The organism is Paenibacillus intestini (genome assembly GCF_030803945.1).
GTDB lineage: Bacteria > Bacillota > Bacilli > Paenibacillales > Paenibacillaceae > Paenibacillus > Paenibacillus polysaccharolyticus.
This window is the reverse complement of the sequence record NZ_JAURUN010000008.1, coordinates 56,272-78,978: the sequence shown is the minus strand read 5'-3', so window position 1 is coordinate 78,978 and position 22,707 is coordinate 56,272. Positions and strand designations below refer to the sequence as shown.

The 22,707-nt window shown below is 46.7% G+C and carries 20 protein-coding genes and 1 riboswitch; of the genes, 5 read left to right on the top strand and 15 right to left on the bottom strand.

All coding sequences use genetic code 11. From position 1 onward, the window contains the following. Window positions 1-124 precede the first annotated feature (124 nt). Together J2T16_RS20010 and J2T16_RS20005 are read right to left on the bottom strand one after the other, a co-directional pair. Window positions 125-4,039 (bottom strand): carbohydrate binding domain-containing protein, encoded by a 3,915-nt coding sequence (locus J2T16_RS20010; protein ID WP_336121914.1) that lies wholly within the window; start codon window positions 4,037-4,039, stop codon window positions 125-127. Window positions 4,040-4,573: 534 nt separating this feature from the next. After that, a complete protein-coding gene (locus tag J2T16_RS20005; protein ID WP_090919545.1) occupies window positions 4,574-4,930 on the bottom strand; it encodes a HesB/IscA family protein in 357 nt (118 codons plus the stop codon). Window positions 4,931-5,377: 447 nt separating this feature from the next. Between J2T16_RS20005 and mqnE the strand changes: the two genes are divergently transcribed. Both mqnE and J2T16_RS19995 read left to right on the top strand, forming a co-directional pair. Continuing rightward, window positions 5,378-6,484, top strand: coding sequence for an aminofutalosine synthase MqnE (gene mqnE / locus J2T16_RS20000; RefSeq protein ID WP_221789963.1), 1,107 nt, complete (start codon window positions 5,378-5,380; stop codon window positions 6,482-6,484). 264 nt (window positions 6,485-6,748) lie between these two features. Further along, the gene (locus tag J2T16_RS19995; protein ID WP_221789964.1) at window positions 6,749-7,810 is read left to right on the top strand and encodes an NAD(P)/FAD-dependent oxidoreductase; all 1,062 of its coding nucleotides are present in this window, start codon (window positions 6,749-6,751) and stop codon (window positions 7,808-7,810) included. Window positions 7,811-7,816: 6 nt separating this feature from the next. On the opposite strand, the gene J2T16_RS19990 is transcribed toward J2T16_RS19995, so the two are convergent. Then, complete coding sequence (locus J2T16_RS19990) at window positions 7,817-8,071, bottom strand: YuzB family protein (protein WP_090919554.1); 255 nt, start codon at window positions 8,069-8,071, stop codon at window positions 7,817-7,819. An 80-nt stretch (window positions 8,072-8,151) separates the two neighbouring features. On the opposite strand from J2T16_RS19990, the gene J2T16_RS19985 reads away from it, so the two are divergent. Then, the gene (locus J2T16_RS19985) at window positions 8,152-8,397 is read left to right on the top strand and encodes a NifU family protein (RefSeq protein WP_053783253.1); all 246 of its coding nucleotides are present in this window, start codon (window positions 8,152-8,154) and stop codon (window positions 8,395-8,397) included. Between the two features lie 75 nt (window positions 8,398-8,472). Here J2T16_RS19985 and J2T16_RS19980 read toward each other — a convergent pair whose 3' ends face one another. Continuing rightward, complete coding sequence (locus J2T16_RS19980) at window positions 8,473-9,237, bottom strand: SDR family oxidoreductase (protein ID WP_499019107.1); 765 nt, start codon at window positions 9,235-9,237, stop codon at window positions 8,473-8,475. A gap of 248 nt (window positions 9,238-9,485) precedes the next feature. Between J2T16_RS19980 and J2T16_RS19975 the strand changes: the two genes are divergently transcribed. After that, window positions 9,486-10,346 carry a DUF2167 domain-containing protein gene (locus J2T16_RS19975; RefSeq protein ID WP_336121912.1) on the top strand — a complete coding sequence of 287 codons (861 nt, stop codon included), beginning with the start codon at window positions 9,486-9,488 and terminating at the stop codon, window positions 10,344-10,346. Window positions 10,347-10,421: 75 nt separating this feature from the next. Here J2T16_RS19975 and J2T16_RS19970 read toward each other — a convergent pair whose 3' ends face one another. From J2T16_RS19970 to J2T16_RS19945, 6 genes are all read right to left on the bottom strand, one after another. Further along, window positions 10,422-11,258 carry a MetQ/NlpA family ABC transporter substrate-binding protein gene (locus J2T16_RS19970; protein ID WP_090919563.1) on the bottom strand — a complete coding sequence of 279 codons (837 nt, stop codon included), beginning with the start codon at window positions 11,256-11,258 and terminating at the stop codon, window positions 10,422-10,424. 40 nt (window positions 11,259-11,298) lie between these two features. Then, a complete protein-coding gene (locus J2T16_RS19965) occupies window positions 11,299-11,958 on the bottom strand; it encodes a methionine ABC transporter permease (protein ID WP_090919566.1) in 660 nt (219 codons plus the stop codon). Beyond that, window positions 11,958-12,992 carry a methionine ABC transporter ATP-binding protein gene (locus J2T16_RS19960; protein WP_221789967.1) on the bottom strand — a complete coding sequence of 345 codons (1,035 nt, stop codon included), beginning with the start codon at window positions 12,990-12,992 and terminating at the stop codon, window positions 11,958-11,960. The genes J2T16_RS19965 and J2T16_RS19960 overlap by 1 nt, the downstream gene beginning before the upstream one ends. Window positions 12,993-13,113: 121 nt before the next feature. Continuing rightward, a riboswitch (SAM riboswitch) is annotated at window positions 13,114-13,253 on the bottom strand. A 171-nt stretch (window positions 13,254-13,424) separates the two neighbouring features. Beyond that, entirely contained in the window at window positions 13,425-14,144 is a 720-nt protein-coding gene (locus tag J2T16_RS19955) for a Cthe_2314 family HEPN domain-containing protein (protein ID WP_154959695.1), read from the bottom strand. A 264-nt stretch (window positions 14,145-14,408) separates the two neighbouring features. Then, on the bottom strand, window positions 14,409-15,296 hold the full coding sequence (locus J2T16_RS19950) for a COX15/CtaA family protein (RefSeq protein WP_090919796.1): 888 nt from the start codon (window positions 15,294-15,296) through the stop codon (window positions 14,409-14,411). 472 nt (window positions 15,297-15,768) lie between these two features. Continuing rightward, window positions 15,769-16,113, bottom strand: coding sequence for a thioredoxin family protein (locus J2T16_RS19945; protein ID WP_090919572.1), 345 nt, complete (start codon window positions 16,111-16,113; stop codon window positions 15,769-15,771). A gap of 141 nt (window positions 16,114-16,254) precedes the next feature. Between J2T16_RS19945 and J2T16_RS19940 the strand changes: the two genes are divergently transcribed. Further along, the gene (locus tag J2T16_RS19940; protein ID WP_499019106.1) at window positions 16,255-17,544 is read left to right on the top strand and encodes a DUF2515 family protein; all 1,290 of its coding nucleotides are present in this window, start codon (window positions 16,255-16,257) and stop codon (window positions 17,542-17,544) included. Window positions 17,545-17,737: 193 nt separating this feature from the next. On the opposite strand, the gene J2T16_RS19935 is transcribed toward J2T16_RS19940, so the two are convergent. The 5 genes from J2T16_RS19935 to J2T16_RS19915 form a co-directional block, all read right to left on the bottom strand. Next, complete coding sequence (locus J2T16_RS19935; protein ID WP_221789970.1) at window positions 17,738-19,366, bottom strand: putative polysaccharide biosynthesis protein; 1,629 nt, start codon at window positions 19,364-19,366, stop codon at window positions 17,738-17,740. A 64-nt stretch (window positions 19,367-19,430) separates the two neighbouring features. Further along, window positions 19,431-19,922 (bottom strand): DUF456 domain-containing protein, encoded by a 492-nt coding sequence (locus tag J2T16_RS19930; protein ID WP_487344847.1) that lies wholly within the window; start codon window positions 19,920-19,922, stop codon window positions 19,431-19,433. Window positions 19,923-19,925: 3 nt separating this feature from the next. Further along, the gene (locus J2T16_RS19925; protein WP_499019105.1) at window positions 19,926-20,675 is read right to left on the bottom strand and encodes a Cof-type HAD-IIB family hydrolase; all 750 of its coding nucleotides are present in this window, start codon (window positions 20,673-20,675) and stop codon (window positions 19,926-19,928) included. 199 nt (window positions 20,676-20,874) lie between these two features. Next, window positions 20,875-21,747 (bottom strand): metal ABC transporter permease, encoded by an 873-nt coding sequence (locus J2T16_RS19920; RefSeq protein WP_090919579.1) that lies wholly within the window; start codon window positions 21,745-21,747, stop codon window positions 20,875-20,877. Further along, window positions 21,748-22,707 (bottom strand): metal ABC transporter permease, encoded by a 960-nt coding sequence (locus J2T16_RS19915; RefSeq protein ID WP_154891077.1) that lies wholly within the window; start codon window positions 22,705-22,707, stop codon window positions 21,748-21,750.

Genomic DNA, 22,707 nt, shown 5'->3' with positions numbered 1-22,707 from the left:
GATAACAATGAATACAGTTGATCCTTGCACTAAAAATAAACAGATGAATATCCTCCTGCCAATATTCTTAATGCCATAATAAGAAGCCTTGTTCTCAATAAACAAGGCTTCTTTCCTTTCTTCTTCACACCATCAACTTAGGCGCTCCTACGTCCCAATCTCCAAGGGAAGCATGGATAAATTCTACTGGCAAAGATGTCACTGGGCTGTCACCATTACTTGAAAATGTTGCTCCCGCTGGGGCTCCTGATGTGATGACACCAGCATGATAAGTGCTTACCCCAAGAGGAAATACATAATTGCGACCCCCGTTGTTATCCCAAGTACCACTTCCGTTGTTGAAAACGGCCTCCAGTCCGGTCGATGTACCTACATCAATTGTAATTTTGTTATACCCTGGCAGGTCTGATACTGGGATTGGAACACCTGGAGGTGTCGTCCATGTCCCTCCTGCGGGACGGTAATGAATGTTAGGCTGCGCGTATCCCTGCTTATAGTAGAGCGTGACACTATTGCTCTTTGGTGCAGTATCGGTCGTCACACGGACTTCCGCACTCGCTGCCGATTTGTTCTGCGCTGCATCATAAGCTACAACATAGTAAGCATGAGCTGTTGCAGCGTTCAAACCTGTATCCGTATACGCAGTTGTTGTGCTTGTGCCAATGTTGACGCCATCCCGAAATATTTCGTATCCGGTTACACCTGTATTATCTGTTGATGGACTCCAAGCAAGGGATACACGATCGGAAGCTTTTGAGGTGACTGTCAGATTTGTGGGTACGCTAGGCGGAGCCGTATCTACTTGTGGCCCACCTTGAGTGATGACCCCTGCATTATAGGTGCTCACCCCTAAAGGGAACTGATAGTTCTTTCCACCGTTGTTGTCCCACGTACCGCTGCCATTGTTGAAAACCGCTTCAAGTCCGGTAGCAGTGCCTAAATTCACGGTCATTTTCATGTATCCTGGCATTTCAGCTGCCGTCATTTTTACACCCGGAGCCGTCGTCCAGGTTCCACCTGTCGGACGATAATGAATATATGGATTGGTGTAACCCTGTTTGTAATATATGGTGACCACATTGCCTTCTTTGGTCTTTACCGTGACTGACTCACTGACGGCCGAGACATTTCCTGCCGCATCGACGGCTTTGATGGTGTATACATAATTGGTTGCGGGAGCGAGAGAAGAATCGGTATACGTCAGTCGGGTTGCTTCTCCAACTTTACTTCCATCACGATAGATGTCGTATCTCGCAACTCCGTAATTATCCTGACTTGCTACCCAGTCCACAGTTACAGTGGATGAAGTAGACTCTTTAACCACAACGTTCGTCGGTGCTGTTGGTGGCTCAGTATCTGCAACGAGTGTCTGCACTTGTAAAGTTTGACTGGCATCAGATATGTTATTGGCCTTATCCCTGGCTTTAATGCTGTACGTGTAGGTTTTGGCAGGTTCAAGTCCGGTATCTGTATACTCCGTCGTCTGGGAACTGCCCACTTTGGTGCCATTCCGATAGATATCATAACCATCGACACCAACATTGTCCGTAGCTGCTGTCCATTGAAGAGTGACACTGCGATCCGTTACACGTGTGGACTTCACCTCGGTTGGAGCGGAAGGCGGCGTCTGATCCACCACTAGGAACGGGTGTATGCCCTGGATTGTTCCGTTTGAGTCTTCCACGATTTTACCGGAAGCATCCTTTTTGTATTTTCCCGTACCTACATATACCGTCTGAATCTCACTGCGAGTCACATTGCCGTTTCCGTCCGTAGCCTCGATATAATAATCAACCAGTTGATCCCTGAAATCGTTGAAATAGGTATAATACATATCCCCGATTTCTTGAGCCGGTACACGTTTGAACATGTCCGTACTGCTTGGTTGCCAAGCCACCCCGTTGATGTCCGGCTTCAAATCACGCTTGGTCATCGGATATTCCTGCCATGGGCTCACTTTTGAAGGATCAATGTTGGACACACCTTTGGCTTTGAGCGCTGCCGGATCATACACACGGAAAGTGTTATCCTTTGCATCCGCCTGCTTATCCCGATGAGTCCGTACTTTCACTTTGATATCACGAATCCCGCTCACATCATAAGCGTAGGTGTAGATGCCAAACGTATTGTCAAAATAATGAAGCGTCCATCCCTCTGCCTTACTGACATTGGCACTCCCTGGATTATACGGATAACGCTGCGGCCACCATACCGATGGACCTGTGCGATCCTTAGCTAGCTGACCATTAACGTATGGCTTGGAGAAAAACAAAGACTGATTAAATGATAGTGTCGGCTTCACACCGTCATCCACATTTTCATCATAGTATCCAAAACCGGAATCCAGCGCTGGCAAAAGGAAATACCAGCTCAGCTCTGCCGGGTTCGCCCCACCCTTATAATTGTTTGCCGGATCTCCCTTGACTGGGTAAGCCATCATCCATGGATTCAGCTGATTGCCTTCGTAGGTGATCTCCCGATCCAGTGCTGTAGAAGGTTTCCAATGGTTCGGGTTGGCATCCAGCCATATTTGTTCGGCTGTCTTTGCATAATTGAGCGCTGCCTGTTCCAGGGCAAAGTTACGCTCCAGATAGTGATAACCGTATTCAAAGGATACCGTCATGCCTTCCTGAACCCCGTCCAGATTCTTTTTGGGCTCCAGTTGAAGACCGGTAGCTTTGTTGAACGCATCAAACTGTCCTTTCCAGATGCCGAAAGGTAGACGCCAGTGATACCATGTCGGATCGGATGAGGAGTCACGCGTATCGATCCACGAGCCATCCTGCACATGTACCACATCGTCGGCTTTTGGCGTATTCGTACGCAAGTACTCGTTAATGCTCTCTCCTTTTACCCCGGGTTGTGCATAAGTCACATCGCCTGCATTGCGCCAAGTGTCCTCAGAACCTGCACGGCCTGAAGAATTATCCCCATCATGCGCAATAACAAAAAACTGCTTCTGATCCACTAGTCCCTCAAATGGTTTGAGTGCATCTGCCTTCACCGAGCCTTGGTAGCCTTCTTCCCATGATTCTGCCTGAGCTACAGGGATACCAACAATCTTCTTCTCTGCTCCGGTTTCGGGATTCACGTGCCGCACCCAGTGCGGTGTAGAGGCGAACGGGTATTTGTTGTACACGACCTGTTTTTCATTGAACATCGGTGCAGACACCCACGCACCAACACTACTGGTGTTTTGCAGATCGGCTCGATTTGGTGGAGAAATCATCGTATCCTTGCCAGGATCGTTCAAAAACGGATAATCCTTGAGGGTACGTGAAAAGTGATTGTTGCCGATAACAGACCACTCAATGCCCAGCTGATCTAGCACGGGAATAATGCGTTCCGAGAAGCCAAGCTCGGTCGGGAAGAAACCTTTGGATGATTTGAAGCTGTCCCCTAGGAAGAAGGGTTGAGCCATGACTGCATTTTGGTATATCAGATCCTTGAGCAAATATTCATTACCCGCAAGTGGCCCCATGGAGTGGTGCCCGGAAAAATGAACGAGGTCCATCGTGCGTTCTCCATGGGTCGTTTTCAGATTGTTGTACGCGTTCTTCCAAGGAGTACCCCAAGATTTGTTATTGTAACCGTTTACATTGTTAGTATACATAAAGCTGTCTACATTGTTCAGTAGGGAGCCTGACATGGTTACCTGCATGCCTGCGGCTGGATGGTTATTTTTGAGATCGCCTGCTACTTGCCATGGCCAACTGAGATAGGCTCCTGTTTTCGCATGATGCGTGTAATAAGCGACCAGATCGTCATGTGGCATCGGTGCACCACCAGGCAGAAAATACGGATAACCTGCTGGGGGATTCTTTTTCAATTCTATGACTTGCCCGTCATAGGTGTATCGGATGGGTGATCCTACAGGTGTGGAAGCATACTTGGACATATCGTAGTAAGCCCAGAAATTCGGCATATGGTTATGGTACACATGGGAAGCGGAGATTTCAGCATAAGTTGCTGGGGTATGTGTGGAAACAACGATGGATAATGCCAACAGAAATGCGCCTAGCCTGCGCACAAGCTTCATGTTTTTCCTCCCTTATCTGTTGCCCCTGTGGGGACCATGAATTTGAATTCATTTGAAAGTCAGTAGAACCTTGCTAACGAATCTTTTGTTTGAATGTGAAAATGAGCCTGCTATCGCACCTCCTCTCTCCTGTAATCCTGTCATTCTTTGATTCTCTGCTAAAATAATCTTCGAGCGATCCAAGCAAGATAACGCCTTTTTTGCACAAACGTTTGCATATTTAAGAAATGAATAACCTCTTATAAACCAACGATTATCGGGTATGACACCGGCAAATACGTTGATGATAAGTTCAATTATTGCAAACGTTTGCACAAAATAATATACCTATACATGGAACAAAATGTCAATATCGCAAATGCGTAATCAACACCCCCACTTCAGAGCGGCTTAAAGTACCTATCCAACTAACTACACAAAGCACAAAAAAGCACACTTCCAGCGAATCCTCTTCGCCGAAAAATGTGCCTTAACCGTTGTATCTTTTTGAACGCTTTAATGAATTGACACGCTCAACCCCATACTATTCGCAGATTAACAATCTTTATCCGGTACCCCTGCTTCTTCACGTGTACGGAAGGATGAGCCGCAGCCGCATGTAGCTACTGCGTTCGGGTTGTGAATGGTGAATCCGCCAGACATGCCGGAATCTTCAAAATCAATTTCAAGTCCATTCAAATATTTCACATTTTCTTTCTCCACAACGACTTTCATGTCCTGAATGTCCATATATATATCCTCATCGGACTCTTTATCGTCAAAGCCCATGGCGTACGAAAATCCGGTACAACCGCCCGGTGCTACGCCAAGACGCAGGAACATTCCAGGGGTCTCTTGCTGTGCAAGCATCTCTTTCAATCGGTCTGCAGCCGTTTCGCTGATACTAATCATGCCAGGTCACTCTCCTTTTCATCACTCTTCCTTCAAATTATACTCCACTCCGTCAAGGGGCTCAAGTCATGTTTGCCCGCTTCCGCGTTCCCCCTGAACTCCTTTTTCTTCCCAGTGTATTGAACCCCTGCGACACGAGGTTTATAATGGATAGGTGGTCACTCTGAAAATGTCAATATTTTGTCATGAGATATTCGGATGTTGGTCATATATGGAGTTGTAATTTTTTTCACATTTCGAGACTGTTTCTCAGTCCCCAATGCATATAGAGTCACTTTGACTCCTTTTGAAAAAATAAACTTTTCGATTGCAGCATACGCTGCACCGGGTAATAAGAGTTAGTCTTTCACAGGAAGGCGGCAGTTGACCGCATCTTTGCTATGTATTTCTGTTTATTGGTTCAACACACCACAACTCGAATTCCGGTAAAGAACAGGAGGAAACAGCATGTCTACATTGGTAACACCGTTCACCGACAAAAGAATGGCTGAAATCGTTGAGAAAGTACAGAACGGCGTAAGGCTGAGCGTAGAAGACGGCGTATATCTGTATCAAACAGATGATCTGCTGACTTTGGGCCAGCTGGCCAATGAGGCCAATCTGCGGAAGAACGGCAAGAAAGTCTATTTTATTGAGAACATGAGCCTTTATTTCACCAACGTATGCGAAGCTCGCTGCGCATTTTGTAATTTCCGCAAAGACCAGGGTGAGGAAGGCTCTTATACGTTATCCGGTCCGGATATGATCGACTATGTGGAACAGCATATTCATCCAGGCGTGCGTGAGTTCCATATTGTAGGTGGACATAACAACCATGTTCCTTTTCAATATTATGTCGATTCACTACGTGCTTTAAACGAAAAATATCCGGATGTCACGCTGAAAGCTTACACTGCGGCAGAGATTGATTTCTTCACCCGCATTAGCGGCCTGAGCATCAAGGAAGTTCTGCAGGAGTTGCAAAAAGCCGGCCTGAAAACACTGACTGGTGGCGGCGCTGAGATTCTCTCGGATGAATACCGCAAAAAAATGCGTGTAGACAAAGCCAACGTGGATCGTTATCTTGAGGTGCACCGCACAGCTCATGAGCTCGGCATGCGTACACATACGACGATGTTGTATGGATCGATCGAATCCTATGAGGACCGTGTCAATCATATGGTGCAGATTCGTGAACTGCAAGACGAGACCAACGGATTCATGGTCTTTATTCCGCTTTCCATGCAGCCAAAAAGTAAAAACGCAAGCATTATGCGTCGTAACTCGGCTTATGAGGATCTCAAAACAATTGCGATCAGCCGACTGATGCTGGATAACATCGATCATATCAAAGCATACTTCATTAACATCGGTCCACAGCTGGCTCAAGTTGCCCTTGGATTCGGTGCTTCAGATGCACATGGTACGATTGTTCGCGAACGGATTAGTCATGCCGCAGGTGCTCTCACACCTGAAGGCCTTACACGTAAAGAGCTCATATGGCTTATTAAGGGTGCGGGACGTATTCCAGTAGAACGTGATACGTTCTACAATGAAATTCAAGTTTACGAATAGCTCTGATTAGTTTCATCGATCTAGGCAAAGGCTACAGCAGCAGAAGCATCACTCATCAAAGAACGATACTTTCTTCAATCAGGGGGGGACGTTTGATCAGAGTGATGCTTAACTGTGATCACATATTTCAAATTTTCATCTTTTCATTATGAATTATTCAAATTATTTAAACTAAAACAACACACGGAGCAGCTATGTGAGGACATAGCTACTCCGCAGGTTACAGCCCCAGCAATGGGACTGATGCAGAAAGGAAGCCGAGTCATGAAAAATTTCGTCATTCTTGGAGGCGGTTATGGCGGCCTCACGATCATCAAGGAACTTCTGGAAGGTAAAATCCCGTCAGATACGCAAATTGTACTGGTGGATCGCAGCCCCTTTCAAGGATTAAAGACCGAATATTACGCACTCGCAGCAGGAACAGTATCCGATTACGACCTGCGTATCCATTTTCCGGTAAATGAGAAAGTAACACATCGTTTCGGTGAGGTTACAGCCATTAATCTGGAGCAGCGTCAGATTGAATTCGAAGGTCAGGAACCGCTTGAATATGACAAACTTGTGATTGGACTAGGTTGTACGGATCGTTTCCACAATACACCTGGTGCTGAAGAATACAGCTGTACCATTCAGAGTTTCAGCAAAACACGCGAGACGTACCTGCGTCTGAATGAGGTAAAAGCTTATGGGCATGTTCACATTGTGGGCGGTGGCCTAAGTGGTGTTGAGATGGCAGCCGAATTACGCGAAAGCAGACCGGATCTGAATATCAGTATTCTGGATCGCGGTGAACGTGTATTATCCGCATTCCCTCAACGTCTCTCCTCTTATGTTCACGAATGGTTCGGCGAACATCAGGTTGAAGCACGAGGACATATTGCTATCTCGCGAGTCGAGCCTAACGCCATCTACAACCGCGATGAACAGATTCAAACGGATGCTGTTGTATGGACGGCAGGCATTCAACCAGTCAAAGTCGTTCAAGACCTCGATGTAACGAAAGACCCTCAAGGTCGTGTTGTATTAAATGAGTATTATCAGATTCCGGATTATACCGACGTTTACGTGGTAGGTGACTGTGCCAGTGTACCTTATGCACCGAGTGGTCAGGCTGCGGAGGTTCAGGGTGAACAGATCGCTCATATTCAGCATGCCCTCTGGAAAGGCGAAAAGCCCAATCCGCAGCCTCTTAAGCTTCGCGGCACACTGGGCGCGCTTGGCAAGAAAGCTGGATTTGGGCTGATGGGCAAAACGTCCATGATGGGACGAGTGCCTCGTATTCTGAAAAGCGGTGTGCTCTGGATGTCCAAGCGTCATCTCGGTTAATTGAGGTTAATCGAGATCCAGCGCGTCCCAGGCATCCGCTTCGGCTATTTTGGCTAGAATGGCGTTATATAGATCTTCTACTTTATCTGTGGTTACGACTTCACCATTGACCAAGGCAAAAGGTGTCATATAACATTGACCACAATTGGTCAGGCAGCCGTATTCAATCACGTCATAGTCTGGATTTTCATCCAATTGATCCATGACTTCATCCGTGCCAAAATGCATATTGTTAGCACAAAATTCAATAATTGGTCTCATTTCAGTTCACCTGCTTTGTTTGACCATTTTAATTTATGGTCATTTGTAATATAATATAGGAAGGAAAGGAGTTGAACAATATGAGCGAAAACGCACAAAGCACCATGTATGATGAGGTATCTGATGTGCTTGATAAACTTCGTCCGTTCCTGCAACGCGATGGCGGTGACGTGGAACTGGTCGATGTGGAGGACGGCATCATTAAGCTGAAACTGGTCGGTGCCTGCGGCAGTTGCCCAAGCTCCACCATTACCTTAAAAGCCGGGATTGAACGCGCCCTTCTTGAAGAAGTTGAGGGTGTACAAGAAGTTGTACAAGTATTCTAATCAATCCTTCACGAAATAAACCTCAGAGAGCCTTTCGCTTCGCAAGAAGCGAGAGGCTCTTTTTTTGTAATTCCATCAGATAGTAGGCCGGATCGGATCAAGTCCTCCAGATACATCCATAATGTTACCTGTTATAAAATCCGAATGATCCAGACACAGGTACGTGATCACTCGCGCAATATCTTCACCACTGCCAGGCCGACCTCTTGGTGTTTCTTTATCAGTTATGCCCGCAATCTCATCAATCATTTTCTCTTTGTTCGCACCACGAATATCCCCGGGGCAAACCATATTGACCGTAATCCCATAAGGTGCCTCTTCAACAGCAAGAGTCTTGGTAAACGAAACCAGACCTACCTTGGCAGCAGCATACACGGCACGATGAGGCCAGGATCTTGCTTCACCCGCGTGACTGAAGCCAAAATGAATAATACGTCCCCACTGCTTGCGGCGCATTTCCGGCAAAACAAGCTGATCCAGAATCATTGGCCCGAGCAGGTTGCCCTGCACTAACATCTGCACTTCAGCTTCAGAATAATCTGCGAACACCCGACGCTCTCGTACAAATGGACCAGCATTATTCACCAGAATATCTACATGACCCAGCTGTGTCTCTACCTCTGTAACGAGTGTGTGCATCTCTTCTACTTTGGATATATCCGCCTGAACGGCAATGCAACGCACCCCTTTGGCGATTATCTGAGCTTGCAACGATTCGGCTTCTGTTCCGCTATGCACATAATTAAGGGCAATGTGGCATCCCTGATCCGCCAGACTGAGGGCTGTCATTTTACCAAGACCTTTGGCACTTCCCGTTATGAGGGCAATCTTTCCCTTCACGTTCATCCCCCTCTTCAAAGAGCAGTCACTTATCCAGTATAAAAGATTTATCCGCCTCTCACAACTTGTAGCTCTTCACAATCTGTTCCAGTTGATTTACTGTGCAAATATACCTTCATATCCAGAAATGCCTTGATCTAAATTCAATTGCTATGATAATCTCAGTAGGTCATTGTGCCTTATGATAATAACGGCATGAAATACTAAGTTGTAAATTGCTGCTTACATCGTCTGAAAGGATTAATGAAATGAAAAAGTTATGTATCCCCTTCGTCTTCACCTTGCTTCTCCTTACCTCGCTTCCATTTTCAACCATGAAAGTTGCTGCAGAAAATTTTGGTTCAGCCGATGGATTTGAATGGCAGAGTGGCCCTACAACAGTATCTTTGGAGGATATAGCTTCAGTAAACGTACCGGAAAATCTCGTTTTTTTTGATAAAGAAAATACCAAGAGGTTTATGAAAGAAAATCCTCCTCCTCCGAACGGTACTGAAATTGGCTCTCTTTATAACATGAACATGCAGTTGTATTGGAACGTCATTTTTGAATACCACGACATAGGAAATGTCGACGATCATGACAAAAATGAATTAGATGCCGATGAACTCCTGGAAAGTTACAAGCAGAGTCCTGAAGGACAGCATGAGAAAGCGAGCTCAGAAAATCAATCCTCCGTGCTACGTTGGGATGTTGAGCCTGTGTATGAAGAAAGTAAACATCAATTACGCTATTCCATAGGTTTGCGAGATCCTCTACAGGGAGGAGTCGTATATTATAAAGTAAACTTGTTAACACGTGAAGGGTATATTAGCGTCATACTTGTAACTCCAAGTTATTATTTTGAAGAAAGTCGAAAACAGTTTGAAGAAATGGTACTCCAAAATATTAAAATCAAAAACGGTCATACATACCAGGAATATAATGCTTCCCTTGATAAAAAATCAGAGCTTGGTCTCATGCATCTTATTCCGGGCGGTGATGGCATAGCCGCTACCAAGAAAGAGGAACGGCAGACTCTAATCAAAAAAGGCATGATCTTCATTGTTACTGCGTGTGTTGCTGCATTCATCTTCATAAAACTTCGGCGGAAGCCCAGAACTCAGAAATAGTAAAGCCCCGCAGGCCTCTTTAAGAGATCGTGCGGGGCTTTCAGCTATTTAAGATCATGCGCTCGCTTTAACAACTTAAAATGCAGGTTCAACTGCACCTTGGTAACGTTCTTTGATGAATTTTTTCACCGTTTCGGAGTGGAGAGCTTCTGCCAGTTTTTTGATAGCATCCGCATCTTTGTTATCTTCACGGGACACGAGAATGTTAGCATATGGGTTGCCTTGCAGATCTTCGATCAACAATGCATCTTTAGATGGATTGAGGTTTGCTTCCAGTGCATAGTTGGCATTGATAAATACCAGATCGGCTTCATCCAGCTGACGAGGCATCATGGCTGCATCCAGTTCGATGATTTCCAGGTTTTTCGGATTCGCGGTAATGTCCTGTTTAGTGGATGCGATGTTTGTATCATCTTTGAGGGTGATCAGACCTTTTTTCGCAAGCAACAAGAGTGCACGTCCACCATTCGATGGGTCGTTTGGAATAGCCACTTTAGCGCCATCTTTCAGTTCATCCAGGGATTTAATCTTTTTGGAGTAACCACCGAAAGGCTCAACATGGACTGGAGTCACAGCAACAAGGTTGAATCCGCGCTCTTTGTTCTCTGTATCAAGATAAGGCTGATGCTGGAAAAAGTTTGCGTCCAGTTTCTTATCTGCCAGCTGTTGGTTAGGTTGCACATAGTCGTTAAACGTCACCACTTGTAAACGAATGCCTTGTGCTTCAAGTTCAGGTTTGATGCTTTCCAGAATTTCAGCATGTGGTGTAGGCGAAGCACCGACTTTCAATTCAACGGTACGCGGAGCACCTGCTGCGTTATCCGCACCACTGTCGGATTTCTTGTTGTTGCCGCAAGCTGCGAGCACGGCAATCATCATCAAGCTGAGTAAAATAATAGACCATTTTTTCATCTGTAAAACCCCTTCGCATTTTTATTTTTCAATCTATCTGTTATTTCCGGGTGAAATAAATGACCAGACGATCGCCAATCATCTGTAAGAGCTGAACCAGTATAATCATGGATACAACAGAAATAATCATGATCTCATTCTGATATCGATAGTATCCATAGTTAATGGCCAGTGTACCCAGACCTCCACCGCCGACCATACCCGCCATGGCCGTATAGGACACCAACGTAACGATGGTAATTGTAATTCCGGCAAGCAAGCCAGGTAAAGCCTCAGGTAACAACACCCGTCTGACGATCTGAGCTGTAGATGCCCCCATTGCCTGAGCTGCTTCAATGACACCGCGGTCCACTTCACGTAAAGTATTCTCCACCAGACGTGCAAAATACGGAGCAGCCGAGATAACCAGCGGTGGAATGACACCAAGCACACCTGTAGCGGTGCCCACCAGCGTACGCGTAAACGGAATAAGAGCAACAATTAATATGATGAAAGGTACCGAACGTAAAATATTAACAATAACAGATAATATGATGTAGGTTAGCTTTGAACTAGGTGAAGCCGAACGGCCTGTCATAAACAGAATGACACCAAGGGGCAAACCCAAGAGAACAGTAAACAAACCGGATACAGCAAGAATCTGCAATGTTTCAATGGAGGCCGTACCGACCTCTTCCCAGCGTACTTTGGAAAAATCCATTATCGGAGCACCTCCACATCAAGTCCTTCTGCAGTTAGTTCAGACAAGGTCTGTTCAATCGCAGCGGAGTCACCTTCAAAACGTACCGTCAGTTGACCGTAAGGAACCTGCTTGATTGTAGAGATTGTACCTTGCAGAATAGCGAAATCCACACCTGTTTTACGAACTGTTCTCGACAGAATCGCCTCATAGGTTTTATCTCCAAGAAATGAAACCTTCACTAACTTGGAAGAAACACCTGCTGGCAACTCCGTCCCTGCATTTGCCATAACCGTTTCCTCCAGTGCCAGTCCACCTTCGCTGTCACGTGAGACAAAATCCCGCGTGATCGCATGTTGCGGTTTCAGGAACACTTCCGTCACTGGGCCTTGCTCCACGATGCCACCTTGATGGATAACGGCTACCCGGTCGCAAATGTTCTGGATGACATGCATCTCGTGTGTAATCAGCACAATGGTCAGATTATACTTTTCATTAATATCCAGCAATAACTTCAGAATCGAATTTGTTGTTTGCGGATCAAGTGCCGAAGTTGCCTCATCACAAAGAAGTACACTCGGGTCACTTGCCAGAGCTCTCGCTATCCCTACCCGTTGCTTCTGTCCGCCAGACAGCTGTGCCGGATATTTGCTGCTATGCTGCTCCAGACCAACCAGAGCGAGCATTTCCTTCACCTTGCGATCAATCGCATCCTTAGGTGTGTTGACCAGTTTTAAAGGGAAAGCCACATTGTCGTATACCGTTGCAGAAGACAGCAGATTAAAATGCTGAAAGATCATACCAATCTTGCGTCTTTGCTGCTGTAGTTCACTTTTGCTAAGCTCAGTCAGGTTAATACCATCGACCCAAACCTCACCTTCTGTCGGGCGCTCAAGTAAATTGATACATCGGATCAATGTGCTTTTCCCTGCACCTGAGTGACCAATAACTCCAAAAATCTCACCCTTCTGAATCTTCAGATCAAGGTGTGACAACGCCGTCGTTGTTTTGGCACGTCTGCCATATGTTTTGGTTAATCCAACCAATTCAATCACTAATACTGCTCCTTCCCCATCACCTACATATATCTTTACCCGAAGGAAGGGAAAACTCCCCGTTCTACGCAAAAAAAGAGCCCTTTGCAGATACAAAGATGGCTCTTCACGTGAAATGACCTTCTCATCTGCCAAAATCATGTGCAACATGATTCTGTAGGAATTAGCACCTAACATCAACAAGGATAACCATTCATGTCATCATCGTTGATCGGTTGCCGGGCTTCATCGGGCCTGTCCCTCCGCCACTCTCGATAAGAGAAATATAAAGTTGTAGGATTATATAGTTTCATGTAGTTCGTCAAGTATAATGACCGAACTGCATCAAATGCTGTATTGAAGACACGATTCCATGTAAGATTCGATCTGGAACTCAGTATAATCAAAGTATTCCGATTTGTCAAATAGTATTATTTAAAATCATTGCTATACCTAATGTTTCAAAATCTGTTTACGCCAGATTCGATTGATGTATCGATAGGCCATATTCAGTGTTTCACAGACCATATCTACACCTTGCTGCATCTCGAGAAGATGCTGATCCAGATCCTCCAGCTTCACTTTGCCACGCAACGTCTGATGTAACTGCCACAAATCATCCTGCATTTCCGAATTCATGTAATGAATCTCCATATTACGTCGCTTTCGCAATCTGCTCATCGGTTCTCGGTACGCTTCCTTAATCTTAATTAATTGCTGCGCCAACTCATGATGATCCCGATAATATTCGAATTGCCTCAGAACGGTATAATAGGAGAAATGCACTTTGGTTTTGGATGTATTTAGTTGGAAAACTTCATTCAAGACCGTACCCAATTTGTCCAGAATCGCGAAGCACCGAATAAAGGCATCTTTATAAAAATAAACGTACCGGGCATACTCAGATTTCTCAGCAGAACTCATATCGCGCGTTGAACCTGCAACTACTTTTTTACGAAAATGTGCGGCGGCAAAATAACTCTGCTCCAGTTCATCCAACGAAGAGATTAGTCCCTGTGTCCATACATACAGCTTCCGATAATCATGGTTCGGATCATGATCCACATACATCTGTTTTTCAAAAGACTCCAGTGTAAACGCCATGGTATCCATGGCTTGTTTCAGTTTCCCTTGATTCACTCGTGGCTTTTCTCCCAGTAACGTACGTAGCATAGAAGACCTCCTCTTTCCACTGATGATGCAAAATATATATGTTTTCACAGCTGTTGAACAGCTGAAGATGAATTAAAGCGCTATGTGACGTTCGGTTAATCGTTACAACTTGATTTAGGTTGCCCTGCTACCTCCGACATCAAACAAAAGTCCACCTCTCCAATGATCTACATCACCGGATGGTGGACTTTCCAACATGGCCCAGCGCAGCTTCAGGACAATGTAATAAACTCACTTTTTTTAAACACTAAATTCATAAGCTGTTTAGAAACGGTTCACCGGGCGGTGCAGCTTGTACACAAGGAAGCTCATATAGGTCAAGATACCGAACAGTATAGCGATATCCAGCATATGTGCCAGCGCCACAAACATGTAAACTTCCGGGCGATTAATCGTCCACATCATGAACATACCGATAACCACTTGCAACAGAATTAAAACGACGGATAACACACCGAGTGTCCGCAATTCACGGTTGTCCGGGTGTTTACGGTAAGCAAAATGTCCTAGGATCGCGATTACGATCACGAGTGACACAGCTGCCAGACGATGGGCAAAGGCCACAGCTACCCCGCCAGAAAGTTCAGGCACAATCTGCCCATTACATAGCGGGAATCCGGAACACCCGCCAGCCGAATTCGTATGGCTTACAAATGCGCCTGTATACACGACCAGGTACGTATAGATGGTTGAAAACCAGACCAGGTTACGAAATCCCTTACTAACGCGCGGATACTGGTTCAGACGTTCCAAACCGCCATATCTCGCCTCTTGCCTAATCCCGAGAGCCATCATCAATGAACTGGCAAAAGCAATGAGTGCGAACCCAAAGTGTAGAGCCATGACCGCGGAAGATTGCGAGAACACAACGGCGAAAGCGCCCATGATTCCCTGAATAATCACAAATAAAAGGGTTAGAAACGAGAACAATTGCAAATCACGACGCTGTTTGCCAAAGCGTAAGAAGGCAACAAAAGATGCGATGGACAGTAGTCCTGCCAGTGCGCTGACAGCACGGTGGGAATATTCAATCAGAGAGGCAACAGTATGTGCTGGTACAAGCTTACCGTTACATAAAGGCCACTGTGTTCCGCAGCCAAGGCCCGATTCGGTTTTCGTCACGATCCCGCCGCCAAAGGTAGCCAGGAACATAACGAGACAGGTCAATACGGTTAACCATTTAAACAATGTTAAGTGCTTCAATTTTTTCTCACCCGCTGTTGGTTTAAGATGGCGAAGAAGTTTCTTCGCTTGATAATCAATGCCGATTCATTATTGTTGCTAGTGTTGTTTCCATAAGAAGGCTCATTACAGCACTTGTTTTGTACTTTGACACTAATTTCACAACTAAATCCATTATACCGGATAAAAGCATCATTGACGCCGCGCTTTGTGACAAAATGTTAACGTCTATTAAAATTTTGACCAGCAGGTCATTATATTTCGAATTTATGTATGTAGGCCCCTACCCATCTCGGTAGCCTTAAGCTACTCACCTCAAGCCAAATAAAAACAAGGCAGTCTTAAGCCTGAAGACGGCTCAACCGACAGCCTTGTATTTGCATACCTATCTTACAGTCTACCCTGTCTTGAAGACATTCATTCCCTGCGATGCACTTAGGCCTTACTTGTGAATGGTATTGTAGACCTCAACCGCACGATCCAAAAACTGCTCAATCTCTTCTCTCGACTTACGTAGCTTGTTCACGTAGCGCACCAGTTCACGTCCATCTGTGTAAGCTACAAAACTTGGAATACCCAAAATATTTTGCTCCTGACTTACTGTACCCACCTGATCAACATCCACTTCAATCAGGGTCAAGTCACGTGAATACTTCGTTTCCACCTCAGGCATAAACGGATCGATGTATTTGCAATCCCCGCACCAGTCTGCCTTAAATACGGCCACTGTCAAACGTGGAGATTGAATCGCCACATCAAATTCCGGCTTGGATGTAATCTGTTCCATTGTCACATCTCCCTTTCTGTACCTCGTCTCCCTCTAAGTGAAGCAAATTGGTGATTGGAAGTCAAATGTTCAGCGCATACTTAGAATAACCACAAGTCCTGGCATATCAAACACAGATATTCATGAAAGGATGTTCCATTCATGACTTCCACCAGAAATGACTCTTCGGAAAACCAGCATTCAGGCTCCATTGTACAGATCATTCGCTCCATTCCCGGAGCAGCCCTGGAAGTATGGCGAGGTAAACAAGCCGCCTGGCATGCGTCCGCAAGGCTTAGACATCCTTTGCGTGACCTGAATTGGAACGCAGATACAGCTGCCGCTCTGCAAGCTGAGGTGGAGAAGTTAATCCCTACAACAGGCAAGCCATCTCCTGCACGCAACATTCAGGCACAACGTGCGCTGGTGTGTGAAGAGGATTGCATCATTCTCGAAGAGATCAAAACCTTAACGCAGCAGCAGAATCGCAGTAATGTGACTCGAACCGCCGCTTATCTGGAATGCTACGAGCAGTATCCCGAGCTACATTGGGCGCTACTGGCGCATATGGTATCCCGCAACGGCGGATATCATATGACCGACCTGCACAGTGACCTGATGCATAATCTGCAAAATCAGAAGGATCGTGAGCATATGTATCGCTTGCTGGAGCGGTGCAATGCCCTTATTTTTCAGGATGCCTATCCTCAATTGCAGCTGTATATCCACAGTCGGCGGCTTGGACGAAGCTGCTTCCATCTGTTATCTCATTTTCACGTATCGTCTTTTATGACCCCGTTCTGGGAGCGGTTTTGGCTCGAACGTTGCAGTTCCATACTGAGTGTGGCCTTAATTATTAATGAGCAGAACTATATCGAGAGCCGGGTGGTACAACATCCTTATTTTCAAAAAGTAGTACTCTCCAAACCTGCTTTTCATCTGCACAATCTGGCCGGGCTGAACCACATCGTTTTCCCTCTTGCACAAGGAGGTGGACTTACCGGACGGGTCATTGAGCATTTTGGCAAATTGAATGAACGTATCCAGTTCGGCAAAGGGCTGTATGCCCTGTTATTTGGTGTAGAGCAAGTGCTTCAGCAGGTGCTGGACTTCGCGCGAACAATACCTCATCGTGGCTCACGAGCCGAATATTGGCCAGGCCTGTTTACCAAGCACCATGAAGGGCCAACAGACCATACCCTGTACACGGATGCTTTATTGAATGAGGAATGGCTGCCGGAAGGTCAACGTCTATATTCTCCTGAGTTGCTCGCCGTGTGGGAGGACACACCATATGAACCGATTACAAGACATGACTGGCTGGAGACACGAGATTGCCTTGGATATCTGACTGCGCCACGCAGACCTTGGCTGTTTGAGATGAGTCATGAGCATCGGTACGGCATGTTAAAAACAGCACTCGCTCATGATGTACAAGTTCTTACTCACTAATTGGCAGGAAAAAAAACGGTGTCCCGATACGGCTTTAACTGGATCGTAAAGTCACTAAAGCAGATCGAGCAGATTCTGCTGTGTAAGGCCAAAGTAGGAATAACGTCCACTTTCACGGAAACCAGCCTCTTATGCAATAACAATAAAAAAGCGCGGTCTGCTACAAGTGCAGACCGCGCTTTTTTACCTAAATTTATCCTCGTTGTCCGGCGCCGCGTTGCAGACGCATAAGCGGACGGAGAATTTTTTGCAGAATTCGCGGATAACTAGCCAGCTCGTCCTTACGCAAGACACGGAGAACCACCATCAGCACGAGATATACCACAACGACCAGCACACCCACGACCATGCAGGTTAACAGGAAAGATACCCGTGCAGGCAGGAACGCACCAAAGATCTGGTTTCCACTCCAATTGGCCGCAAAACCGACAGCTGCCGCGAGAAGCACCGTAATGATAAATCCAATCCAGCGATCCCCCATAATTGAAAAATCAACGATTTTACGTAACACACGCAGATTCAGATATGTGATGACTAGGAAACATAGCGCTGTTGCAATGATGATCCCGTAAATACCGAAGATCGGCGCCAGGATAAGACTCGCAATCAGCTTCACGATAATTCCTGCCGCTACACTAATCATCGTGATTCGTGGTTTCCCAACCCCGAGCAACATGGAGTTCGTTGTCATCATTGTAATCTGGAAAATAGTGCCGAACGTAAGCAATGCAATAATCGGCGTGCCATCTGGAGTTGTGAAGAGCAATCCGTTTACCGAATAAGCCGCTGCACACAGGGTAATCACAATCGGCATTCCCGTCAGAATGGAAATACGTAGCGCCAGCGTTACCTGATTTTTCAGATGTAGCTCATCTTTGCGGGCAAAAGCCGCCGAAATGACAGGCACAAGGGACTGACTGAGCGCTATGGCGAGAATAGGCGGAATACCGGCTATACTCTGGGCTTTGGCACCCAGAATTGCCAGTACGCCTGTAGCTTCTTCCAGACCGATCCGTCCACTAAGCAGGGGAACGACGAGGGAAGAGTCGATAAAGTTGATTGCCGGAACAGCAAGTGAAGACAACACAATCGGAATTGAAAGTTTGAAAATATCAGTGTAAATTCCGCGCATCGGCAATTGCTCTGCACGCTCATAATGTAGCTGTGCCGCACGGTCACTTTTGCGTAGCTTTAATGTGAAGTACAGCATCACCGCAAATGCACCGATACTACCGAACACCCCACCGAAGGATGCCCCGGCTGCAATCGTCTGATCATCGTAATTCCATTGCAACATCACATAGGCCACAATAATCGCTACACCTACACGCGCAAACTGCTCCACGATCTGCGAGATACCACCTGCGGTCATATTGCCGCGTCCCTGGAAATAACCACGCATCATTGCGATCGCCGGGAAGAGTAACAGGGCCGGAGCAAGCGCCCGGATGGCACTCACGGATTCCGGCACTTTGGAAATATGGGTGGCATAAAATGGCGCTGCGAACCATAACAGAACAGACATGACCACACCGGCCACGGCCGCAAAGATCAAGGCTGCACGGTATATCTGCTGCGCTTCGCCCGCGCGTCCGAGCGCGTAGCGTTCCGAGACCATTTTACTCAGCGTACTCGGTATGCCCGCCGTTGCGACAGTTAACAGCATTAAATACACCGTATTGGAGATCGTGAACGATGCGTTACCAATATCCCCGAGGATATGCTCCAGCGGCACACGTTGTACCAGACCCAGTACCCTTGCAATCAATGCGGCAGCCGCCAATATGAGCGTACCTTTAATAAATGTTTCCTTCTTAGACAAAACGGATTCCCCTTCTTTCCCCCACACCGGACCTCTCCGGACCTTAGCTAGCTAACCTGATATTCTAGGCGAATCGAACCACCCAGATTATAAATAGAACAATCATCACAAGTTGCAAAATAATTTTCATCACCGTGCTGGTAAACAGCCCGACGACAGAGCCAAACCCAACTTTCGATGCTTTGGAAGGCGAGGAACCGCCGATCAGTTCTCCGATAAAAGCACCGATGAATGGCCCCAGTACAAGTCCAAAAGCCGGAATCACAAACGGGCCAATAATTACTCCGATGGTACTCAGCGTTGTAGACAGCTTAGAACCGCCGAACTTTTTGACTCCCCAAGCACTCACCACATAATCCGCCACGAACAGCACCACCACAATTAGAATCTGGATGATCCAGAACCATACCCCGAACGGATCAAAGCTGAAGAACCAGCCGTAGACCAGAAACGCGAAGAAAATCGCGATTGCACCCGGCAGAATCGGATATACCGTACCTGCCATACCTACTGCAAACAGCAGTACAATTAAAATCCAGCCAACGGTTGCGAGCAAAGGTTACTCCCCCTTCAAAATATGTTCACGAATCAGATGTGCAATGCCATCCTCATTGTTGCTTCCAATAATTAAATCTGCCGCTTGTTTCACTTGCTCCTGTGCGTTGCCCATCGCAACACCCAGACCGACAGCTTCAATGACAGCCAGATCGTTCAGACTGTCGCCAACAGCAACTACCTCGGACATGTCGATGCCTAGCAATTGGCATACTTCAGCTACACCGGTAGCTTTGGATACGTTTTCCGGGTTTACCTCAATGTTTACAGGAGAGGAATTGGTCATTTGCAGACCACCCAGTTCTTGCAATTCCATCATAATCTGATGACGAATCTCATCATCCTCGGTGGTAAATCCGAATTTCAGCCATTCTAATCCTTCAATATTATCCGTCCAGCGATCACGGTTAAACAGCTCTTCCACGGAGTATGCCCAGTACCAACTGTTATATTTCTCCCCGATCTCATGCATCTTGCGAATTAACGCCGGGTCCATCAGATGGCGCAGGTGAAGCTCATGTGGAGCTTTCCAGACCTCGCTACCGTTGACCGTAACCATGGGTGTTTCCAGGCCAAGTTGCACCGCATATGGCATGGCGTGGTATACGGCTCTTCCTGTAGACAAGCACACATGCACTCCGCGACGAATAGCAATCTGTATCCATTTGGCCGTCTCCTGTGTAATTTCATGATTATCATTCAGCAACGTGCCGTCCATATCCAGGGCCAGCAGTTTATATTTCAGTTCACTCATGTTGTAAATCCTCCTCCAGTATGTCTCTCTCCTCTAAAACAACAAGATCGCCCGGTATCCGCGAAATGGCGGACGCCCCGGACGTCACAGCTAACGACATTTTACCACAGATCACGCGTATGCAACAAAGTAACCTAAAAACCAGAACGCCAAAAACCGCCTGCGATGCAGACGGTCATCTAAATTTATGAAATCATGTTCAACGTGCGGCATATTTACGGCGAACATAACGAAGTACAATGCCATGTTTCGGTGACAGAAGTAACGCAAGTACAAACAGAATGCCGGCCACAGCCACCATGCAACCTGCAATAGAAGCATCCATCGCGTACGCCATCAGGTAACCACCGACAGAAGAAGCTGCACCGATCAGTACCGCATAAAGAATCATTTTACCAAGCTGATCCGTGAGCAGATAAGCCGCAGCCGCAGGTACAATCAGCATACCTACTACAAGAATAGAGCCTACACTTTCAAAAGAGGCAACGGACGTCATGGACACAAGTCCCATGAGCGCATAGTGAAATAAGACCACCGGAATACCGCAAGCCGCAGCCAAAGCCGGGTCAAACGCGCATAATTTGAACTGCTTGTAGAACAGTCCTACAACAACGAGAATAACAAGTAACGTAATGCCCAGCATCCAGACCGCTCTAGGTCCTACATCCATTCCCCACAGCGTTAACGTATCCCATTGCACATAGGCAATCTCACCGAACAATACACAGTCCAGATCCAGATCGATATGCTGTGCATTCAGGCTGATCAGGATGACCCCTACAGCAAAGAGTGCTGTAAATACTATACCAATCGAAGCATCCGAAGACAGGCCTCCAGCCTGGAGGGTCTGAATGAAGAACACCGTCAACAGTCCAAACACCGTTGCACCCAGCAACATCCACAGGGAGTCTCTGGAGCCGCTCCACAGAAACGCAATTGCAATCCCCGGAAGCACGGCGTGACTGATCGCATCTCCGACCAGAGCCATGCGCCTCAAAATCAGGAAGCAACCAAGAATGGCGCAAGCGGAGGAGACTAGTATTGCGGTGAGAATAATCCAAAATGTGGCCATCTACATCTCCCCCTGTTTCTGTGTTTGAGGCTGTGCAGCATGCACCTGTAGCGCGGCTTGCTCTTCACGCATATAAGTCGACTTCGCCTGGATGCTCCGCAACTTGCGGGCAAGTAACCCTCGCCTTGGTGCGAACAGCGCAGATCCAACAAACAGCACCGTAGCCGCAAGCACAGTTACTGGACCAGTAGGCAGATTAGGGACAAGCGTGCTGAAGAGTGTTCCTACGGCACCGCTTAATGCGCCGAACAATCCAGCCAGCAACACCATCAGCGCAAGCGAATTGGTCCAACACCTTGCTGCTGCTGCCGGAGTCACTAGCAGTGCCGCAACCAGCACCACACCTACCGCCTGGATTCCGGCGACAACAGCTATAACCGTCAGTAGCAGAATGAATTGCTCCAGTACTCCGACGGGCAATCCCATACCTCTTGCAAAACCCGGATCAAAGCTCACGAGCTTGAATTCCTTGAACCAGACTAGGCATGCGATGAGTAATACAAGACTTACCCCGCCCATCACATACACATCCGTAAGTACCATCGATGCCGCTTGCCCGAACAGGTACTTGTCAAGCCCGCTTTGGCTTCCACTTGCACTGTGCTGAATACGTGTCAGCATCACGACACCGATACCGAAAAATACCGTCAGTACGATGCCCATTGCCGCATCCTGCTTAATCCGTGAAAACCGGGTTATCCACGAAATACCGAAAGTGGCTACAATTCCTGCAATGAGTGCGCCAAACAGAAACAATCCAATCGACTTCGTTTCCGTCAACATAAACGCAATACAGATTCCAGGCAATGCCGCGTGTGCCAATGTATCGCCCATCAGACTTTGACGACGAAGAAAGGTAAATGAGCCGATAATGCCACTACTGAATCCGAGGAGCAGACAACCGAGCAAAATCCAGCGTGTGTTCGGGTCTGACAATATAGAAACAACCCAATTCCACAT

Coding starts and splice junctions, on each gene's coding strand:
- J2T16_RS19975 (WP_336121912.1), top strand. CDS start 9,486: ATGAAAAAGTTATGTATCCCCTTCGTCTTCACCTTGCTTCTCCTTACC.
- J2T16_RS20005 (WP_090919545.1), bottom strand. CDS start 4,930: ATGATTAGTATCAGCGAAACGGCTGCAGACCGATTGAAAGAGATGCTT.
- J2T16_RS19985 (WP_053783253.1), top strand. CDS start 8,152: ATGAGCGAAAACGCACAAAGCACCATGTATGATGAGGTATCTGATGTG.
- J2T16_RS19955 (WP_154959695.1), bottom strand. CDS start 14,144: ATGCTACGTACGTTACTGGGAGAAAAGCCACGAGTGAATCAAGGGAAA.
- J2T16_RS19940 (WP_499019106.1), top strand. CDS start 16,255: ATGACTTCCACCAGAAATGACTCTTCGGAAAACCAGCATTCAGGCTCC.
- J2T16_RS19970 (WP_090919563.1), bottom strand. CDS start 11,258: ATGAAAAAATGGTCTATTATTTTACTCAGCTTGATGATGATTGCCGTG.
- J2T16_RS19995 (WP_221789964.1), top strand. CDS start 6,749: ATGAAAAATTTCGTCATTCTTGGAGGCGGTTATGGCGGCCTCACGATC.
- J2T16_RS20010 (WP_336121914.1), bottom strand. CDS start 4,039: ATGAAGCTTGTGCGCAGGCTAGGCGCATTTCTGTTGGCATTATCCATC.
- J2T16_RS19945 (WP_090919572.1), bottom strand. CDS start 16,113: ATGGAACAGATTACATCCAAGCCGGAATTTGATGTGGCGATTCAATCT.
- J2T16_RS19950 (WP_090919796.1), bottom strand. CDS start 15,296: ATGTTCCTGGCTACCTTTGGCGGCGGGATCGTGACGAAAACCGAATCG.
- J2T16_RS19915 (WP_154891077.1), bottom strand. CDS start 22,707: ATGTGGAATTGGGTTGTTTCTATATTGTCAGACCCGAACACACGCTGG.
- J2T16_RS19965 (WP_090919566.1), bottom strand. CDS start 11,958: ATGGATTTTTCCAAAGTACGCTGGGAAGAGGTCGGTACGGCCTCCATT.
- J2T16_RS19990 (WP_090919554.1), bottom strand. CDS start 8,071: ATGAGACCAATTATTGAATTTTGTGCTAACAATATGCATTTTGGCACG.
- J2T16_RS19925 (WP_499019105.1), bottom strand. CDS start 20,675: ATGAGTGAACTGAAATATAAACTGCTGGCCCTGGATATGGACGGCACG.
- J2T16_RS19920 (WP_090919579.1), bottom strand. CDS start 21,747: ATGGCCACATTTTGGATTATTCTCACCGCAATACTAGTCTCCTCCGCT.
- mqnE (WP_221789963.1), top strand. CDS start 5,378: ATGTCTACATTGGTAACACCGTTCACCGACAAAAGAATGGCTGAAATC.